The following is a 17,654-nucleotide window of genomic DNA, read 5'->3' as shown; positions in this document are numbered from 1 at the left end:
TAGTTACAATTGGAGGGAAGTTTATGGATAAAAAATATAATTTATATCAAATTGATTCATTTACAAAAGAAAAGTTTGCAGGAAATCCAGCTGGAGTCATAACCAATGCTGATGGATTAACAGAAAATGATATGAAAAAAATAGCTAGGGAACTTAACAATTCTGAGACAGCATTTATATTTTCTTCAAGTAATAATGATTTTGATGTTCACATAAGATTTTTTACGCCAACAAATGAAGTTCCAATATGTGGACATGCAACTGTAGCAGCCCATTATGCACGTGCTATTGAAAATAAACTTGTTTCTTCAAGGGTTTATCAAAAAACTGGTGCTGGGATTTTACCAGTTGATATAGTAAGTGAAAATGATGATTATAAAGTTATTATGACACAAGGAAAGATTGAATTTGGGGATATTATTAATGGAGAAAATAAGAAAAAGCTTATAAAAGCACTTAATATTAATAATTATGATTTAATAGAATCTTATCCAATACAAATTGTTTCAACAGGACATTCAAAAGTTATGATTGGCATAAAAAGTATTTACACATTAAATAACATGAAACCTAATTATAATGAGTTAGTTAAATTAAGTAACATTATAAAATGTAATGGATATTATGTTTTTACAATTAATCCTGAAGAAAAAGATATTTTGATACATGGTAGGATGTTTGCGCCAGCAATAGGAATTAACGAGGATCCAGTAACAGGAAATGCAAATGGTCCATTAGGAGCATATCTTGTTTATAATAATTTTGTTAAACATAATAATAAGGTATTTAAATTTAAAGCAAAGCAGGGTGAAGCAATAGGTCGACCTGGCGTTATAGAGGTTGAAGTAAAAATAGAAGATAAAAATCCAGTAGAAGTTAAAATTTCAGGAAATGCTGTTATTACATTTAAGTCAGAATTGAGTTTATAGGAGTTTTATTTAAAATACTAATTTTATTAGTAATATTTATAGTGATTTATAAATCCTAATATAAATAAGCAAAACACAGAATACTTCTATTCTGTGTTTTTATTATAAATTAAAAGTATATAAAGCTTGTTTCGTTAATATGTATTTAATGGTACAATTTTTATACAGTAATGTTTATTTATTACTTAAATATAAAAAATAACAAGTAAAAATGGTATAAAATTGGGGGTAAAAAGAATTATGGATACTTATAAGATTATTGAAATTAAACAAAGTGTTTTTGAAGACAATGACAAACAGGCCGAGTTACTTAGAAAGGAATTAAAAAAAGATAAAACTTTCTTATTAAATTTAATGTCATCACCAGGTTCAGGAAAAACTACAACTGTTGTAAAGACTATTGATGCTTTAAAAGATGAGATGAAAATTGGTATTTTGGAAGCAGATATTGATTCAGATGTAGATGCTAACACAGTATCTAAGACTGGCGCAAAAGTGATTCAATTACACACTGGTGGAATGTGCCATTTAGATGCAGATATGACTAAACAAGGATTAGAAGGATTAGGAACTGAAGATATTGATTTTGCAATATTAGAGAATGTAGGAAATTTAGTATGTCCAGCAGAATTTGATACTGGTGCATCAAAAAACGCTATGATTTTAAGTATTCCTGAAGGTGATGATAAACCATTAAAATATCCACTTATGTTTTCAATTGTTGATGTTTTGTTAATCAATAAAATTGATGCTATGGATTATTTTGATTTTGATTTAGAAAAAGTTAAAAAATGTGCATTGAAATTAAATCCAAATATAAAAATTATTCCTATATCTGCTAAAACAGGAGAAGGAATTGATAAGTGGGTTGATTGGATACGTACTGAAGTGAAAAATTGGAAAGAAAAATAAGAATATATTGAGCTTTGAGATAGGGGGATATATATGGTAAAGGAAAAGGTATTGGATCTTGCAAATCACATAAACAGATCAAAACGTGGTTCAAAATCAGAAATTAAGCCTAAAGATCCTGAATATATTATTTTAGAACCTGTTGTTTCAGATGAAATGGCCGAGGTAGGAATTTATTTAGAATTACGAAAACCTAAAAGTGCAGAAGAAGTGGCTAAATTATGTGGAAAATCTGTAGAGGAAATATCAAAACTTTTATGGGACTTAGCAGTTGTTGGGGTATGCTTTGTTAATGAAATAGATGGTGTTGATAAATATTGGCTTGAAACTTGGATTCCTGGTGTTATGGAAATGATGGTCAATAATAAGGAAAATGTAAAAAAACATCCTCAAATTGCTGAAGCTTTTGAGGCATATGGAAGAGTAAGAGGGCCAAAAACAGCAGGGAATTTTCCAGTAGGTAAAGGTCTTATGAGAGTTATTCCTATTGAACAATCTATTGAAGCAGAAACAAGAAGAGCATCATATGAGGAAGTATCTAAATATCTTAATGAAAATGAAATTTTTTCTGTTTCTGACTGCGCTTGTCGTACAGCAAGAGAAGTTATGGGGGAAGGCTGTGGACATTTAAAGGAAGACATGTGCATTCAAATGGGACATGCAGCAGAATATTATATTCGCACAGGTAGAGGAAGAAAAATTTCTCGTGAAGAAGCTTTTGAAATTATAAAAAAGGCAGAAGCTAATGGGTTAGTGCATCAAATACCAAATACAGAAGGACCAGGAAAAACTCATGCTATTTGTAATTGTTGTGGATGTTCCTGTTTGTCCTTAAGAACTGCAGAAATGTTTTTAAATACAGATATGATACGTTCAAATTACGTTGCAAAAGTAGATAAAGATAAATGTGTAGCTTGTGGAGAATGTGTTGAAAATTGCCAAGTGAATGCATTAAAATTAGGACAAAAGCTGTGCATGAAAACTCCTATTTTAGAAAAAAAACGTGAATTACCTTATGATACAGAATGGGGACCAGATAAGTGGAATATAGACTATCGTATTAATAGAAAAGTAGTTGTAGATACTGGCACAAGCCCTTGTAAAGCAGAATGTCCTGCACATATTGGTATTCAAGGATATATAAAATTGGCTTCTCAAGGTAGATATACAGAGGCACTAGAACTTATAAAGCATGAAAATCCTTTCCCAGCAGTGTGTGGTCGTATATGTCCAAGAAAATGTGAATCTGCTTGCACAAGGGGAGATGTGGATGATCCTATAGCTATAGATGATATTAAGAAATTTATTGCACAACAAGATTTGAATAAAGAGTTTCGATATGTACCAGAGGTTAAAAATCAATATAAAAATAAAATTGCTATAATAGGTGCAGGTCCTTCAGGGCTTTCATGTGCTTTTTATTTGGCTATTGATGGCTATAAAGTAACTGTATTTGAAAGACAAAAATCACTTGGTGGTATGTTGAAATTTGGAATTCCATCTTTTAGATTAGAAAAAGATGTAGTTAATGCAGAAATTGATATTTTAAAAGAATTAGGTGTTGAATTTAAGACTAATATTGAAGTGGGAAAGGATGTAACACTTAATGATTTAAGAAATGAAGGATTTGAAGCATTTTATTTTGCAATTGGTGCTCAAAAGGGAAGAAGTTTAGGTATTGAAGGAGAAGAGGCTGAAGGTGTAATAACCGGAGTAGAATTTTTACGAGAAATAAATTTAGGTGAAGATTTAAAAATGGAAGGAAAAGTTATTGTGATTGGTGGAGGTAATGTTGCTATTGATGTTGCAAGAACTGCCACAAGAATTGATACTTCTGATATAAGTATGTATTGTTTAGAAAGTAGAGATGAAATGCCGGCACTTGAAGAAGAAATTGAAGAAGCATTGTCAGAGGGAATTTCCATTAATAATTCATGGGGACCAAAACGAGTTCTTCAGGAAAATGGAAAAGTAGTTGGCGTAGAATTTAAAAAATGTATTTCAGTATTTGATGAGAACAGAAGATTTAGCCCAAAATTCGATGAAAATGAAACAAAAGTAGTTGAAGCAGAAAATGTAATAATTTCAGTAGGTCAAGGAATAGATTGGGGCGAATTATTAGAAGATACTAAAGTACAATTAAATCCTAATAATACAATAAAAGTAGATCAAGTTACTTTACAAACAGATGAAGCAGATATATTTGCTGGTGGAGATTCTGTCACAGGACCTAGATTTGCTATAGATGCAATTGCTTTAGGTAAAGAAGGTGCAATTTCAATTCATCGTTATGTTCATCCTGGACAAAGTCTAATTTTAGGACGTACAAAGAGAGATTATCGTCCTTTAGATAAAAATAATCTTGATCTTGGAGGATATGATAGGATGCCAAGACAAAGAGCAGAGCATATAGGTGAAAATAGATCAAAAGAAACATTTAAGGATTTACGTGGTACTTTTACAGAAGAGCAATTGAAAAAAGAAACTGAACGTTGTCTTGGTTGTGGTGCTACAGTTGTAGATGAATATCAATGTGTAGGCTGTGGTGTTTGTACTACAAAATGCAAATATGATGCAATTAAGTTGGAAAGAGTTTATGATAGTGCTAGTGTAGATCTTTCAGAGCTTAAGCCTATAATTATTAAACATGCACTTAAACGTAAGGTAAGAATTGCTGTGAAAAAACCAGTAAGAAAATTAAAATCTATTTTCCTTAGTGAAAATGCTCCCGATAAACGTTGACATAGGGGTGGTGGGGTAATTTGCATGAAGTTGGAGTTTTACTACAAGTAGTTAAGACTGTTGAAAATTTTGCACAAAAAAATGGATTAACCAAAATAGATAAATTAGTTATTCAAATTGGTGAACTTTCATCAATGATTCCAAGATATGTTAAAGCGTGTTACCCAGCAGCAGTAGATGGAACTTTATTACAAGATACAAAATTAGAAATTGAGATACTACCTGGTAATGGGATTTGTAAAAAATGTAATAAAGTTTTTAATATCCTTCAAAGCAAAGGGAAATGTTCATACTGTGGAGAAAATGATTGGGATTTGCTATGTGGAAGAGAATTTATGATTAAAGAAATTGTTGCTTGTTAAATGTATAAAAAATAAATAAATAAAAAAAATGAAATTAGGGTATTACATCAGAAAAAATAATTATGTTATACTTATAAAAGTCAATGCGTTGTACCGACGGTCATACCACTTGTCGTCGTACAATGCATTTTTTATTAAAAAACAAAGGAGGATATTATGAATCAATGTATGCCTAGGAATGGGAAAGAAGGATTAATTTATGGAGGTATTATATGTGCATTGACAGCATTTTTTATGGCAACTATGAATATTTCTATCAGCATGGGTGGAGTATCTGTAACATCTGTAGCTACATCGTTGAAAATATTTCCAGTAGTTTTCATAATTGCTATGATGTTTGAAAATTTTATAGTTGGAAATATAGCTGATAAATTAGTGAAGATTTTTGCTTCTCCAACAGATAGTTTAAATGCTAACATTTTATTTAGAACATTTTTTACTGTAATTGGAATGTCTATTATTATGACTATTGTAGGTGGAATTTTAGCATTAGGGTTTAATGTAGAAGTGATTAAAGAGTTTCCAATTTGCTGGCCACGTAATTTTTGTGTAGTTCTATTTTTGGAACTACTTATTGTATCACCTATCGCAAGAAATGTGATGAGAATAATGCATAAAAATTAATAAGAATACCAATAAAAATAATTTTTATATTTGAGGAATAGGTAATGGCAATAAAATATTTTATTGCCATTACCTATTCCTATACTTTTTATAAAAAATAATATTTCTTTATTTTTCACGTATATCAAAGCAGTAAGTATGTATATATTTTTGTAAAACAGATATAAAAATTTGTAGAAAGTTATTATTAAAAGTTAAATATATTGAGAAAAATGTTGTATATATACTGAAAAATAACGTGTATAAACACAATAATGTTGTATATATACAACAAATAGTATATAATACCAATTGAAGGAGGGGTTTTATGGTTAGAAGAGGAAAAATCTTTAATACAAAAATAAAATTATTAAGAATTGAGCGTAACATTACACAAGAAGATTTAGCTATTGATTTAGGGGTTAATAGAAGTACAATATCAGAAATTGAAAGGGGTACTTTTAATCCTTCATTAAAACTTGCTTTTTCAATCGCTAATTATTTTGATAAAACAGTTGATGAAGTTTTTGAGTTTTTAGGGGGAGATAATAATGGATAAATTACAACTGATTTATTTTCAACTGCATGTGCTTTTATCTACAATGTTTGTAGCTATTTATATTATTTGTATGGTTATGGATAAGGATGAATTGGAGCAAGAAGCCCAAAGTTATGCTTTGAAAGGTTCAAATATATCAATTATTGTATTGCTAATGGCATATATATATTATAAGGCTACAGTAGGAAGTATTAATTTAAATTTACATGTAGTAATGATTTTTATTAACATTCTTTGTATATTATATTTAATATTATATTTTCTTTATATGAAAGGTATGAGAATACAATTAAAGGTTAAAAATATCAAAATTTTAAATGGTATATGTTATTTATCAACAGCAGCAAGTATTATTTTTATTATTACAGGATTTTTAAAAGTTAAAATTTTTACAAATGAGTCAAGTTTAATTAGATTGGACACTTTATTAATGATGATTAATTTTATAACTATTTCATTAATTATAGGACTTTATCCGAAGAAAAAATTAAATAGAGAAGAACATAAAGATATGGAGAAAATTGCAAATAAGTTTTCTAAAATATTTTTTATAATATATGGGTTATTTTTTATAGGCTTAATACTATATATAATATCAAAGAAATTTTAATATCATTTATAAAAGTAATAGAAAATCACATTATTCTTTATAGAAGAAGTATTTTTTCTTAATATTAGCTATTATAATTACATATTTTTTTAATTGAGAATATAAGATTAGTGATATAATAGGTTGTAAAATATAAAAGTTTATTTTTGAGTTGTAGAATTATTAAAATAAAAGTATGTAATATAATAACTTATTTAGGAGGTTTGTTGATGAAAGAAAAAAATAGTGTAGATATAGCAAAAGCTTCTGTAAAAATGGCAATATCCTCAAGAGCAGAAGAGGAAAGACTTATAGAGGAGTTTAAAAAAGATAATGTTTTAGCTGTAGCAGTAGATATTGGTGGAAATTTAAATACATCTATTCTAAAAATTATAGAAAGGGCTTTAGTTGCGTCTAAGAGAACTGGAATAATTAAAGATTGTCATATTCATGAAGGTGCAATTGCAGGAGCTACTAGAGAGGCAATAATGCAGGTTTCAGATAAGGCAAATGGTCTTAATGTAGGTGGTAAAATTGGAGTTGCAAGGCAAGGAGAGCATGTAAGTGTATGTATTTTCCTTAGCATAGGTGTACTTCATTTAAATGAAGTAGTAATAGGACTTGGACATAGATCTATAGCAAATATATAATTTGTATAGTTGACATAAATGAAAAATCTATATATAATTCCTTTTAACAGGAAAGTAGCGATAATCTAGGATGGAAGATTTAGATTATCTTGGTAGGTAGAATAGTAGAACAGTAGTATGTAGAATGGTAGAACAGTAGTAGAGATGTTGTAGTGAATTAGAAGTATAGTAAATAAATGTAGAATGGAAAACATAAATTCACTAACATTATAGAAGGATAGAAGTATAGATATTAAAAATATAGTTTTTTATATTTGTAATACATAAATATTAAATAGTAGCATGGTAGAATAAGTAGGAGATATAGATTAATAGTGAGTTAATTAGGAATTTTAATAGTCCTCTCCATATACTTTTATGGAGAGGATTTTTGTATTTATAGGGTTCCAAACATAGGCGTAAAGTTAAGCCTAAAAATTCCTAATTTATAGTATTAAAAAGTAATAATGAAAAAATTTAAAATGCTAGTCTGTGAAAATTTCAAAGAAACTCTAAATATATGTTTATCTGATTTTTATGACTACCCGGAGAAGCGACGTCCTTGTCTGGTGCACCGGCTAATCCGTCCTTGGATTAGGTCAAAAAAATCAAATGAAAATCTATAAGAGTTTCTAAATCAATTTTCAATGAATAGCTTATTTAAATTCTTTATTATTACATAATGTAGTAAAAGCTTAAAAGAAAAATATTTTATTGGAATAAAGTGGCTTAGCTTTACTCACATGGGGTTCCAAATTGACTCTTAAATTTATTCATTCCAAAACTTGGATACCTAAAGTAGTGAGACATACTCTGAATCATTTAGAATTTAACACTACATCTTGTATGAAAATATTTTAAATTTATTCATTAAATTTTTGTTATAAGTTGGAAAAACAAGTACAAATATAGTTAGTTAAGAATTATGAATTATGAATTAAGAATTTAGGATAAAAGTGGAAACCACTTTCTGAAAATGATTTTTAAAAATCTATTAATGTAATTTGCTTTGCAAATTTATAAAAAGATACGTTGAGAATTACTAGGAGCAAAGTGAGTAGTAATAACCACAACTGTTCACTATTCACTCTTAACTTTTAACTAAAATAATCTGTCAGTTATTGATAGAAATATTAATTTGAGTTTTCTCAATTGATAAATGAATAAGTTTAAGATTTAATTTGGAACCCTATAATCATACACAAATACAAAACAAAATATTAGGAGGACGGTAGTATGGTAGGAAAAAAATTAGTTTTATTAAGTTCAGTTTTAACAAGCATATTTTTATTTTCAGCATGTTCAAATGGTGCGGGAGATTCTTTATCACAAGAAAAAAATGTGAATATAGGTATATCTCAAATAGCATCTCACCCAGCTTTAGATTTAGCTAGAGAAGGATTTATAGAAGCCTTAGATTCTAAGGGATTTAAAGACAAAGAGAATCTTAATTTAGAGTTACAAAATGCAGAAGGCGATATTGCAACATCTAATATGATAGCTAATAATTTTGTTTCAAGTAGTAAAGATTTAATATTTGCTATTGGAACCCCCGCAGCCCAATCAGCCTTTAATTCAACACAAGATATCCCAATTATAACTACAGCGGTAACAGATGCTGTAAGTGCAGGACTTGTAAAATCAAAGGACAAGTCAGGAACAAATGTTGCAGGAACAAGTGATGCAATACCTATAGAAAAACAATTAAAGCTTATACAACAAATAGTTAAGGATGTAAAAACAATAGGAGTTTTATACAATACTAGTGAAGTAAACTCGGAAATTCAAATAAATAATTTGAAAGAGATAGCTAAGAAAAATAATATAGATGTAATTGTAAAAGGTGTAAATAGTGTAAATGATATAAGTCAAGGTTTAGATTCTATATTAGATAAAATTGATGTTTTATACACACCAGCAGATAATATGATAGCTTCGTCTATGCCAATAATATCTTCTAAAGCAATAGATAAAAAAATACCAATAGTAGGAGCAGAAGAAGCTCATGTTAAAGGTGGAGCATTAATTACAGAAGGAATTAATTACAAAAAACTTGGATTTGAAGCTGGAATTATGGCAGCTGAAGTATTGGAAGGAAAAGATATAAAAGAGTTACCTATGAAAACCTTGGAAGATACAGAACTTGTTATAAATGAAGATACACTAAAAAAGCTTTCTATAAATATTGATGAAGATATAATGAAAAAAGCTAAACTTATAAAAGGAGGGGAATAACATGACCTTCTTTATGGGAACTTTAGAGCAAGGACTTATTTTTGCTATAGGAGCATTAGGTGTATATATAACTTATACAATATTAGACTTTCCAGACTTATCTGTAGATGGAACATTTAGTTTGGGTGCTGCAATTACCGCATCACTTATATTAAAAGGAACTAATCCTATTTTGGCATTAGTAGTAGCATTTATAGGAGGTGCTATAGGAGGTCTAGTTACAGGAATACTTCATGTAAAATTAAAAATAACTAATCTTTTATCAGGGATTCTAGTTATGATAGGATTATATTCTATAAATTTAAGGGTAATGGGTAAGGCAAATCTTCCCATGATGAATAAAGATAATATATTTTCTAGTGATATACCAATGGTAATGATTTTAGTATTAATAGTTTTAGTTTCTAAATTCTTAATGGATGTTTTATTCAAAACTAAGTTTGGTTTTATATTAAGGGCCACAGGAGATAATGATACATTAGTTACTTCACTAGGAGTAAATAAAGGAACAATGAAAATAATTGGACTTATGTTATCTAATGGTTTTGTAGCTTTAAGTGGAGCTATAATGGCACAGTATCAAAGGTTTTCGGATATATCTATGGGAACTGGGTTTATAGTTATTGCTTTAGCTTCTATTATACTTGGTCAATCTGTTTTTAATAATTGTAAATTTATAAAAGGAACTACAATAGTTATAATCGGAGCGTTTTTGTACAAATTAAGTGTAGGAATTGCTTTAAATTTAGGTTTGCCACCAACAGATTTGAAATTAATAACATCAATAATAGTGGTTATTGCTATAGTTATGAATAATAGTAATATGCTAAATAAATTTTCTTTAAGAAAAAGGGGTGATTTAAATGCTTAAGCTAAAATCTATAAATAAAGGTTTTAATAAAGGAACAATAAATGAAACTAGTATTTTTAATAACTTTAATTTAGAAATAAATAAAGGTGAATATATAACTATTGTTGGAAGTAATGGAGCAGGAAAATCTACTCTTTTAAATATAATATCTGGTTCTTTAGAATTAGATTCAGGTAATATATTTTTAGAAGAAAGAGATATTACTAATTTAAAAGAACATAAAAAATCAAAAATTATAAGTAGAGTGTTTCAAGACCCAACTAAAGGAACGTCACCATCTATGACTATCTTAGAAAATTTATCTTTGGCAGATAATAAGGGGAAAAAATTTGGACTTTCTTTAGGCGTTAATAAAAAAAAGATAGAGGAATTTAAAAATCATCTTTCTATATTAAATTTAGGGCTCGAAGATAAGATAAATACAAAGGTAGGAATGTTATCAGGAGGACAAAGGCAGGCCCTTTCGTTACTAATGGCAACTCTAAATACACCAAAGATTTTGCTTTTAGATGAGCATACAGCAGCCTTAGATCCAAAAACATCAGAGACAATTATAAACCTTACAAATAATATAGTTAAAGAGAAAAACATTACCACAATTATGATAACTCATAATTTAAATCATGCTATAGAATTTGGAAATAGGTTACTTATGATGCATAGAGGAGAAACAATCCTTGATATAGGGAAAATAGAAAAAAGTAATTTAACTAAAAACGATCTTATAGAAGAATTTAATAAAATTACTTTTAAAGAAGAACTTTCAGACAGAGTAATGTTTGCTTAGTATAGTCTAATTTAATATGCTTTAGTTATTGTGAAAGTAAAGAATAAGGAGTGCCTTTAGATGGTACTTCTTTTTTTTGTTTCTCAAGTATGGATGTAATCTTAAGGGGAAAAGTCATTAACAAGAATTAGTAGTAGTTAATAATGTAAATATTTTCTTGTTTTTTCCATAGTTGGTTGAACTTAGACTTATTTTAATATATTATTATAGATATTCTATATTTTGAAAGTAGATTTTATGATTTATAAATCTATTAAATTTTTAGATGAAAATTTTGAATTTATTAGTTATGTGATTATTGATGATATTTAAAAAGGATTATTGCAAATGTATGCAAAAGTACTATTTATAATTTTTTGAAAAAAGAAATAATTATAAATAAAGAAAATATAATGAAACCTTGCATCTATGATTTTGCTGTAAAAAGGAGACAAGATATGGAACTATGATGGTTGATATAGATACACATCAAATTATTGATATAATCTTTTCTAGAGAACTTAATGATGTTGTAGAAGGGTTAAAAATATATTTAAATCTAAAAATAGTTATAGTACATATAAAAATACTATATCTTTGGCACAGCCTAAAGTTATTAAAATGAAAAAAAGTAGAAAAATATTTAAATAATTTACCTAAAATGCAGGTATGAAATAGAAGTCTAAAAGATTCACTGATAATGATTTATAGTATTAATTACTAAGGAAAGGTGTTTATGAAAGAAATAAAAGATTTTGATAAGGTTTACAAGTATTATGATAAATTTATGGTTATGTTTAATCTATATAAACATGAAGAAATAAAGTCTGTTGCAAATATTGATGAACATGAAGTAGTTGTAGATATAGGCGGAGGAACTGGAAGGTTAGCTAAGTATATTTGTAATAGTTGTAAGACTGTATACGTACTTGATGAAAGTGAGAAGATGCTTTCAATGGTAAATCAAGGGGGGAATTTGGTATGCATAAGGGGAAATGCTTTGAAAACTCCATTTGAGGACAATTCTATTGATATAGTAATATTAAGTGATGTTTTCCATCATATTAAAGAACAAAAAGATCTTATAGTTGAAATAAATAGAATATTAAAGTATGGCGGAAAGATAGTTATGATGGACTTTAATAGAAAGCACATAAAAACAAAATTATTGAGAGCATTTGAATTTACTCTATTTGGACGATTGTTTTTTAGAACTAAAGATGAAGTTAGGAGTTTACTAGAAGAATGTTTTTACATACAAAGGGTTTATGATAAGGGGTATTATTTTATATTTGTAGGAGAGAAAAGATGATAAATAAAATATGGTTCTACTCAAAGATTGGATATAAACTTATAAAAAAGGAAGTTGTAAGCAGGGATGATTATAAGGATGAGTATGATAAAGTTTCAGATACATATCATTTTTGGCTTAAAGAGATGAGTAGATATACGGACAATATTATTCATTCAAAGCACATAGAAACAGATAAAGAATTAAAAATACTTGATTTTGCTTGTGGGACAGGCTACATAACAAAAAGCTTATTAAATAAATCTATAAAATATAAAATTACTTCTGTAGATCAGTCAAATAAAATGCTTGAAAAGCTTTTGAAAACCAATAATCCTAGGATGACAGCTATTCAGAGTGATGGTATTGAATTTTTAAAAAATACTAATGAAAAATATGATGTTATATTTTTTGGTTGGGCACTTTCTTATTTTGATCATAATGAACTATTAAAACTTTTTAATAAGGTTTTAAAACAAGAAGGTATATTAGCAATAATCACAAATGTTGAAGGAACCTTAGATAAAATAGAAAATATTTTTTTGAAGGTTATGAGTGAGAAGCAAAAGGAAGTAATCAAACCTATGGATATAAAATTGAATTTACCTAAGGGAAAGATGGGATTAGTTAAATGGTGCAATCAATATGGATTTAAAGCTTTAAAGGTAGAAGAAGGTGAGGTATTCTTTAGTTTTAAAGAGCCAGAAGAACTTTTACAGTGGTTAAATATAACTGGGGCAGCAGCAGGAACTAGGAAAATTTTTAACAACTATAATGAAGTTAAACCTTTAATAATTGAAAAAATAAAAAAAGAAAAATATAAAAATGGAATGTATGAGATAAATCATAAATTTGCATATGGTATCTTTAGAAAGGAATAGAAATGAATGAGCATTAATAATTTAAAAATCATGACAAAAATGGCTATAGATAAAAATGTTCTGAAGGACATATTAGAAATTTATAATATTTTAAAAGAAGATGAGAATTTTAACCTGTTAAAATACATAAAAATGATGAGTGGTATTTTAAAGGGAGAGAAGATAGTGAAGCATGAGGATAAATACATATTGAGCACTTTTTTTCCACCTTTTCCAACTAAATCATTTATACAGAATATCCTAGCGGTAGATGAACCTATAAATATATTTACAAAGCAAATGTATGCTGAAAGAACTGCACCAATATCTATGTATTTATGTGTAACAAATAAATGCCCTAATAATTGTCTCTATTGCAGTGCAAAAAATAGAGCAGCAGAAGAGGAATTAACAAAGGAAGAATGGATTAAGGTTATTAGAGAACTTCAAAATATAAATGTGCCTATTATTGGAATAACAGGAGGAGAGCCATTAGTACGTGAGGATATATTTGATATTATAAGAGCTATAGATAATAGAAGCACATCAATTTTATTTACGAGTGGTTTTAATTTAAGCTATGAGAAAGCAAAAAAATTAAAAAATAGTGGACTATTTGGTGTAGGAATAAGTTTAGATTCTTATGATAAAGAGAAACATAATAACAATAGAAACAGTAAAATTGCTTTTGATTATGCACTTGAGGCACTTAGAAATTCAAATAAGGCAGGATTATATACAATGGCACAAACAGTTATATTAAAGGAAAACCTTGATGAAGAAAAACTGTTTAGATTGTTTAAACTTGCAAAAGATAATGGTGCTCATGAAGTGAAAATATTGGAACCTATACTAAGTGGAAACCTTTTAACTGAAAAGCAATTAGAAAATGTATTTTATAATAAAAGTGATAGGGAAAAACTTATAAAGATACAACATAAGGCAAATAAAAGAAGTGATTTACCTAAGATAACAACTTTTGTGTATACAGAAAGCGAAGCAAAATTTGGTTGTGGTGCAGGAAATCAACATTCCTATATAAGTGCTTCAGGAGAATTGTATCCTTGTGATTTTGTACCTATGAGGTTTGGAAATGTAAAAGAAGAATCTATAAAAAATCTTTGGATTGAAATGAAGAATTATATTGGTAAGCCTAAAATAGGATGCTTTGCTCAGAAGGTAAATAAAGAAGTATTTAAGCAATCAGAAGGTATACTTCCACTTAATAAGGAAAAATCAATAAGTATTTGTAATAAAAATAAGAGTGATAAATATCCTAAATACTATAGGGATTTACATAAATAGTATTTAAATAATAGATGTTAAAAAGCTGTAGATAAAACTACAGCTTTTTTAGTTTATAGATGGCTAGTATATAACTAACAGATTATTTTAGTTAAAAGTTAAGAGTGAATAGTGACCAGTTGTGGTTATTACTTTAATCCTAAATTCTTAATTCATAATTTTTAACTAAATATATTTGCACTTATTTTTCTCAACTGATAACAAAAATTTGATGAATAAATTTAAATTGCATCTTGTTTCTCCATATTAATATCTAAGTAGTATGCATGAAGCAACTACACCAGCTCCAACTGTCCATAAAATAACATGATCTCCAGGTTTAATGTTACCATTTGAAACAGAGTCGGATAAGGCCATAAATGGGCTTGTAACACCTGTATATCCAAATCTGTCACCTACGAATGGAAATTTTTTCTCTGGCTCTTCTAAAGTATTTCTTATTATATCAATATTTTTCTTTGAAAATTGAGATAGACAATATAATTTCACATCATCTTTAGTTAAATTATTTCGATTTAATATTTCATTTATTGAGTCAACAGAACTTGCAAAGGCCTCATCTGTATTAAAATCTGCCCATTCTATTATTCTATTATCTTTTGATATATTTCCATCTACTGGCAATATATTGGAAAAGCCAACAGGAGGAAATTTTATATAGCAGCTTAATGAGCTGTCTACGTAAGATGAACTATCTATGAAATCTGATATGCTATCTTCTATGTTTTCTAGTAATACAGCACATGCAGATTCTCCAAAATTAGCATAAGTAATAGGTTCTGATTTTCTTGAATATCTAATTACTAAGTCAGAGCCTACAAGTAGGCTATATTTAATTCTATTATTGCTCTTCATTGTTCTACAGACTTGATCCATTGCAATAATCATTCCGCAACAATTACCATTCATATCATATGCATTTGAACTTCTAGATAAACCTAAAGCTTCATGAATTTTAACAGCATTTGTAGGAGATAGATATTCTGGCGTAGAGGATACAAATACAACTAAACCTATATCTTGTACATCTATATTCACAGTACTTATTACTTTACTGCAAGCTTCTATAGCCATAGTTAAAGAATTTTCGTGAAAATCTTCAGAAACATATCTCTGATTTCTTCCAGTAACATTTAATAATCCAGAAATATCAACATCCTGTTTTGAAAAATGATTTAAAAAGTATTCATTAGAATAACTTGTTTTAGGATGATAATATTCTATGTTTTTAATTTTTATATTCATTTTATCTCCGCCTTATCTTTATTGTTAAATATGTTTACTTATAATTATCGAAGAATATTTCTGTAAATTAACAAAATTATGCAGAAAAGTGTTGAATAAGGTAAAGCTATATAACAATATTACGAATAATAATAAGGGTATATTTAGTAAGGAGGCGTATTAGTGGATTATAAAAAAAACGCAGAATTAAAGAATAAAATTATGCTGGTGGGATTTATAGCATCTGTAGTATTGAGAGCAATTGTTGATAAAATTTTAAATGTAGATAGGAATGTCATACTAATATTAGTTGGAATATCTATACCTTTAGTTATAATCGATTTCATATTAATAAAAAAGAAATGCATTATTCAAACAATGTATTATACAGTAATGATGTACACTGCTGTTATATGTGTAATGTTTATATCAGATCCAAATTGGGCTAACTTTATTTTGATATATTATGGTGTTATATTAATGAGTGTATATCAAGATTTAAGAATATTAATTATTGAAGCAGTTTTGGCTATAATACTTGTGGTATATTTCTTCTTAGGTTATAAGACAACCTTATTTGCTTCAGTGGAATACCATGAATTAGTATTTTATATAGCATACATAATAGCAGGATCGGCTATATTATCAATTAATGCCATTACTACCAAAAGTATTTATAAAGATTTAGAAGAAACTCATAAAGCTACTAAAGAAGCTAAATCTAAAGCAGAGTTGTTATTAGAAAAAATATATAGTGCTATAAAAGTTTTAACAACAACTAATGAAAAAATAAAAAGTGGAATTTCTGTAGCAGGACAAATAGCAGAAGAAATAACTAGCTCTACAAGTGACGTTGCTAATAGTGCAACCAAAGAAGTGGATGTAATGATTGGAATGAAATCCTCAATAGAGGGTGGAGTAGAAAAAGTAGAAGAAGTTACGAATGCTATTAAAACTATGGAGGAGTTATCTAAATCAACTGAAAATGTTGTATTAGAAGGTAATAATAAAGTAGATATATTATCTTCGGAAATGAATAAGGTAAATACAAATGTTTTAAGTGTTGTATCCATGATAAATGAGTTAAGTGATGAAAATACAAAAATAGTTAATATTATTAACAGTATTACAGAAATATCAGAGCAAACGAATCTATTAGCGCTTAATGCATCAATAGAAGCAGCTAGAGCTGGAGAGTATGGAAAAGGTTTTGCTGTGGTTGCAGAAGAAGTAAGAAAACTTGCTGAGGATTCGAAAATATCTACAAATCAAATAGAAGTAATATTGAATAATATATCTAATAAAACAAAGGTAGTTGCACAAGAAATATTAAAAGAAGAAAAGTCAATCGAATTATGTAATGAGCATACAAATGATGTTAAAAAACTATTTAAAGATGTTAATAAGAATACTTCTAATGTATTAAGTTATTCAGGAAATGTTGGATCACAATCTATACTGCTTGAAAGTACTATGAAAAATACATTAAGTTTAGTAAATGATATTAGCGAAGCTGTAGAATCCACTGCAACTGCTATGGAAGAAATTTTTGCGGCTATTGATGAGCTTAATAGTAGCATAACAGATGTAACAAGTAGTTATAACGAAATAGATGATATATGCAATGAATTAAATTCCATAGGTGAATAAAGTAGATGATATACAAAAATAGTTATTTTAGGTTAGAAGTGACCGTATTTTGTGGTGTATAGGTGAATTTATTATGGATGATATGGTTCATATATAGTCATTAATTTAGAATAAAAATGTGTAAAAG

At 28.0% G+C, this 17,654-nt stretch carries 17 protein-coding genes; 16 read left to right on the top strand and 1 reads right to left on the bottom strand.

Going from position 1 to position 17,654, the window contains the following annotated elements:
* The first annotated feature begins 23 nt into the window (after positions 1-23).
* The 15 genes from AZI32_RS01625 (at position 24) to AZI32_RS01560 (ending at position 14,653) form a co-directional block, all read left to right on the top strand.
* Positions 24-929 (top strand): PhzF family isomerase, encoded by a 906-nt coding sequence (locus AZI32_RS01625; protein WP_061994179.1) that lies wholly within the window; start codon positions 24-26, stop codon positions 927-929.
* 240 nt (positions 930-1,169) lie between these two features.
* Positions 1,170-1,841, top strand: coding sequence for a hydrogenase nickel incorporation protein HypB (gene hypB / locus AZI32_RS01620; protein ID WP_061994178.1), 672 nt, complete (start codon positions 1,170-1,172; stop codon positions 1,839-1,841).
* 33 nt (positions 1,842-1,874) lie between these two features.
* On the top strand, positions 1,875-4,583 hold the full coding sequence (locus AZI32_RS01615; protein WP_061994177.1) for an FAD-dependent oxidoreductase: 2,709 nt from the start codon (positions 1,875-1,877) through the stop codon (positions 4,581-4,583).
* A 20-nt stretch (positions 4,584-4,603) separates the two neighbouring features.
* Entirely contained in the window at positions 4,604-4,945 is a 342-nt protein-coding gene (locus AZI32_RS01610) for a hydrogenase maturation nickel metallochaperone HypA (RefSeq protein ID WP_061994176.1), read from the top strand.
* 156 nt (positions 4,946-5,101) lie between these two features.
* Positions 5,102-5,569 carry a hypothetical protein gene (locus AZI32_RS01605; protein ID WP_061994175.1) on the top strand — a complete coding sequence of 156 codons (468 nt, stop codon included), beginning with the start codon at positions 5,102-5,104 and terminating at the stop codon, positions 5,567-5,569.
* A 307-nt stretch (positions 5,570-5,876) separates the two neighbouring features.
* A complete protein-coding gene (locus AZI32_RS01600; protein ID WP_061994174.1) occupies positions 5,877-6,107 on the top strand; it encodes a helix-turn-helix transcriptional regulator in 231 nt (76 codons plus the stop codon).
* Positions 6,100-6,717, top strand: a complete 618-nt coding sequence (locus tag AZI32_RS01595; protein WP_061994173.1) for a hypothetical protein — start codon at positions 6,100-6,102, stop codon at positions 6,715-6,717. The genes AZI32_RS01600 and AZI32_RS01595 overlap by 8 nt, the downstream gene beginning before the upstream one ends.
* Positions 6,718-6,926: 209 nt before the next feature.
* Positions 6,927-7,346, top strand: a complete 420-nt coding sequence (locus AZI32_RS01590; protein ID WP_061994172.1) for a HutP family protein — start codon at positions 6,927-6,929, stop codon at positions 7,344-7,346.
* A gap of 1,215 nt (positions 7,347-8,561) precedes the next feature.
* Positions 8,562-9,560: an ABC transporter substrate-binding protein gene (locus AZI32_RS01585; protein WP_061994171.1), complete on the top strand. Its 999-nt coding sequence runs from the start codon at positions 8,562-8,564 to the stop codon at positions 9,558-9,560.
* A gap of 1 nt (position 9,561) precedes the next feature.
* Entirely contained in the window at positions 9,562-10,431 is an 870-nt protein-coding gene (locus AZI32_RS01580; protein WP_061994170.1) for an ABC transporter, read from the top strand.
* Positions 10,424-11,218 (top strand): ATP-binding cassette domain-containing protein, encoded by a 795-nt coding sequence (locus tag AZI32_RS01575; protein WP_061994169.1) that lies wholly within the window; start codon positions 10,424-10,426, stop codon positions 11,216-11,218. The genes AZI32_RS01580 and AZI32_RS01575 overlap by 8 nt, the downstream gene beginning before the upstream one ends.
* Positions 11,219-11,663: 445 nt before the next feature.
* Entirely contained in the window at positions 11,664-11,822 is a 159-nt protein-coding gene (locus AZI32_RS18210) for a hypothetical protein (protein ID WP_157450820.1), read from the top strand.
* A 111-nt stretch (positions 11,823-11,933) separates the two neighbouring features.
* Positions 11,934-12,509: a class I SAM-dependent methyltransferase gene (locus AZI32_RS01570; protein ID WP_061994168.1), complete on the top strand. Its 576-nt coding sequence runs from the start codon at positions 11,934-11,936 to the stop codon at positions 12,507-12,509.
* Positions 12,506-13,369 carry a class I SAM-dependent methyltransferase gene (locus tag AZI32_RS01565; protein WP_061994167.1) on the top strand — a complete coding sequence of 288 codons (864 nt, stop codon included), beginning with the start codon at positions 12,506-12,508 and terminating at the stop codon, positions 13,367-13,369. Before AZI32_RS01570 ends, AZI32_RS01565 begins: the two co-directional genes overlap by 4 nt.
* A 6-nt stretch (positions 13,370-13,375) precedes the next feature.
* Entirely contained in the window at positions 13,376-14,653 is a 1,278-nt protein-coding gene (locus AZI32_RS01560) for a radical SAM protein (RefSeq protein ID WP_061994166.1), read from the top strand.
* Between the two features lie 246 nt (positions 14,654-14,899).
* Here the strand turns inward: AZI32_RS01560 and AZI32_RS01555 are convergent, their stop codons facing one another.
* Positions 14,900-15,898: a 3-oxoacyl-[acyl-carrier-protein] synthase III C-terminal domain-containing protein gene (locus tag AZI32_RS01555; RefSeq protein WP_061994165.1), complete on the bottom strand. Its 999-nt coding sequence runs from the start codon at positions 15,896-15,898 to the stop codon at positions 14,900-14,902.
* A 162-nt stretch (positions 15,899-16,060) separates the two neighbouring features.
* On the opposite strand from AZI32_RS01555, the gene AZI32_RS01550 reads away from it, so the two are divergent.
* Complete coding sequence (locus tag AZI32_RS01550) at positions 16,061-17,527, top strand: methyl-accepting chemotaxis protein (protein WP_061994164.1); 1,467 nt, start codon at positions 16,061-16,063, stop codon at positions 17,525-17,527.
* The last annotated feature ends 127 nt before the right edge of the window (positions 17,528-17,654 follow it).

This window comes from Clostridium sp. ATCC 25772 (genome assembly GCF_001573875.1).
GTDB classification, from domain to species: Bacteria; Bacillota; Clostridia; order Clostridiales; family Clostridiaceae; genus Clostridium_J; species Clostridium_J senegalense.
The sequence above is the reverse complement of the archived record's forward strand: the minus strand, read 5'-3'. Positions and strand labels throughout refer to the sequence as shown.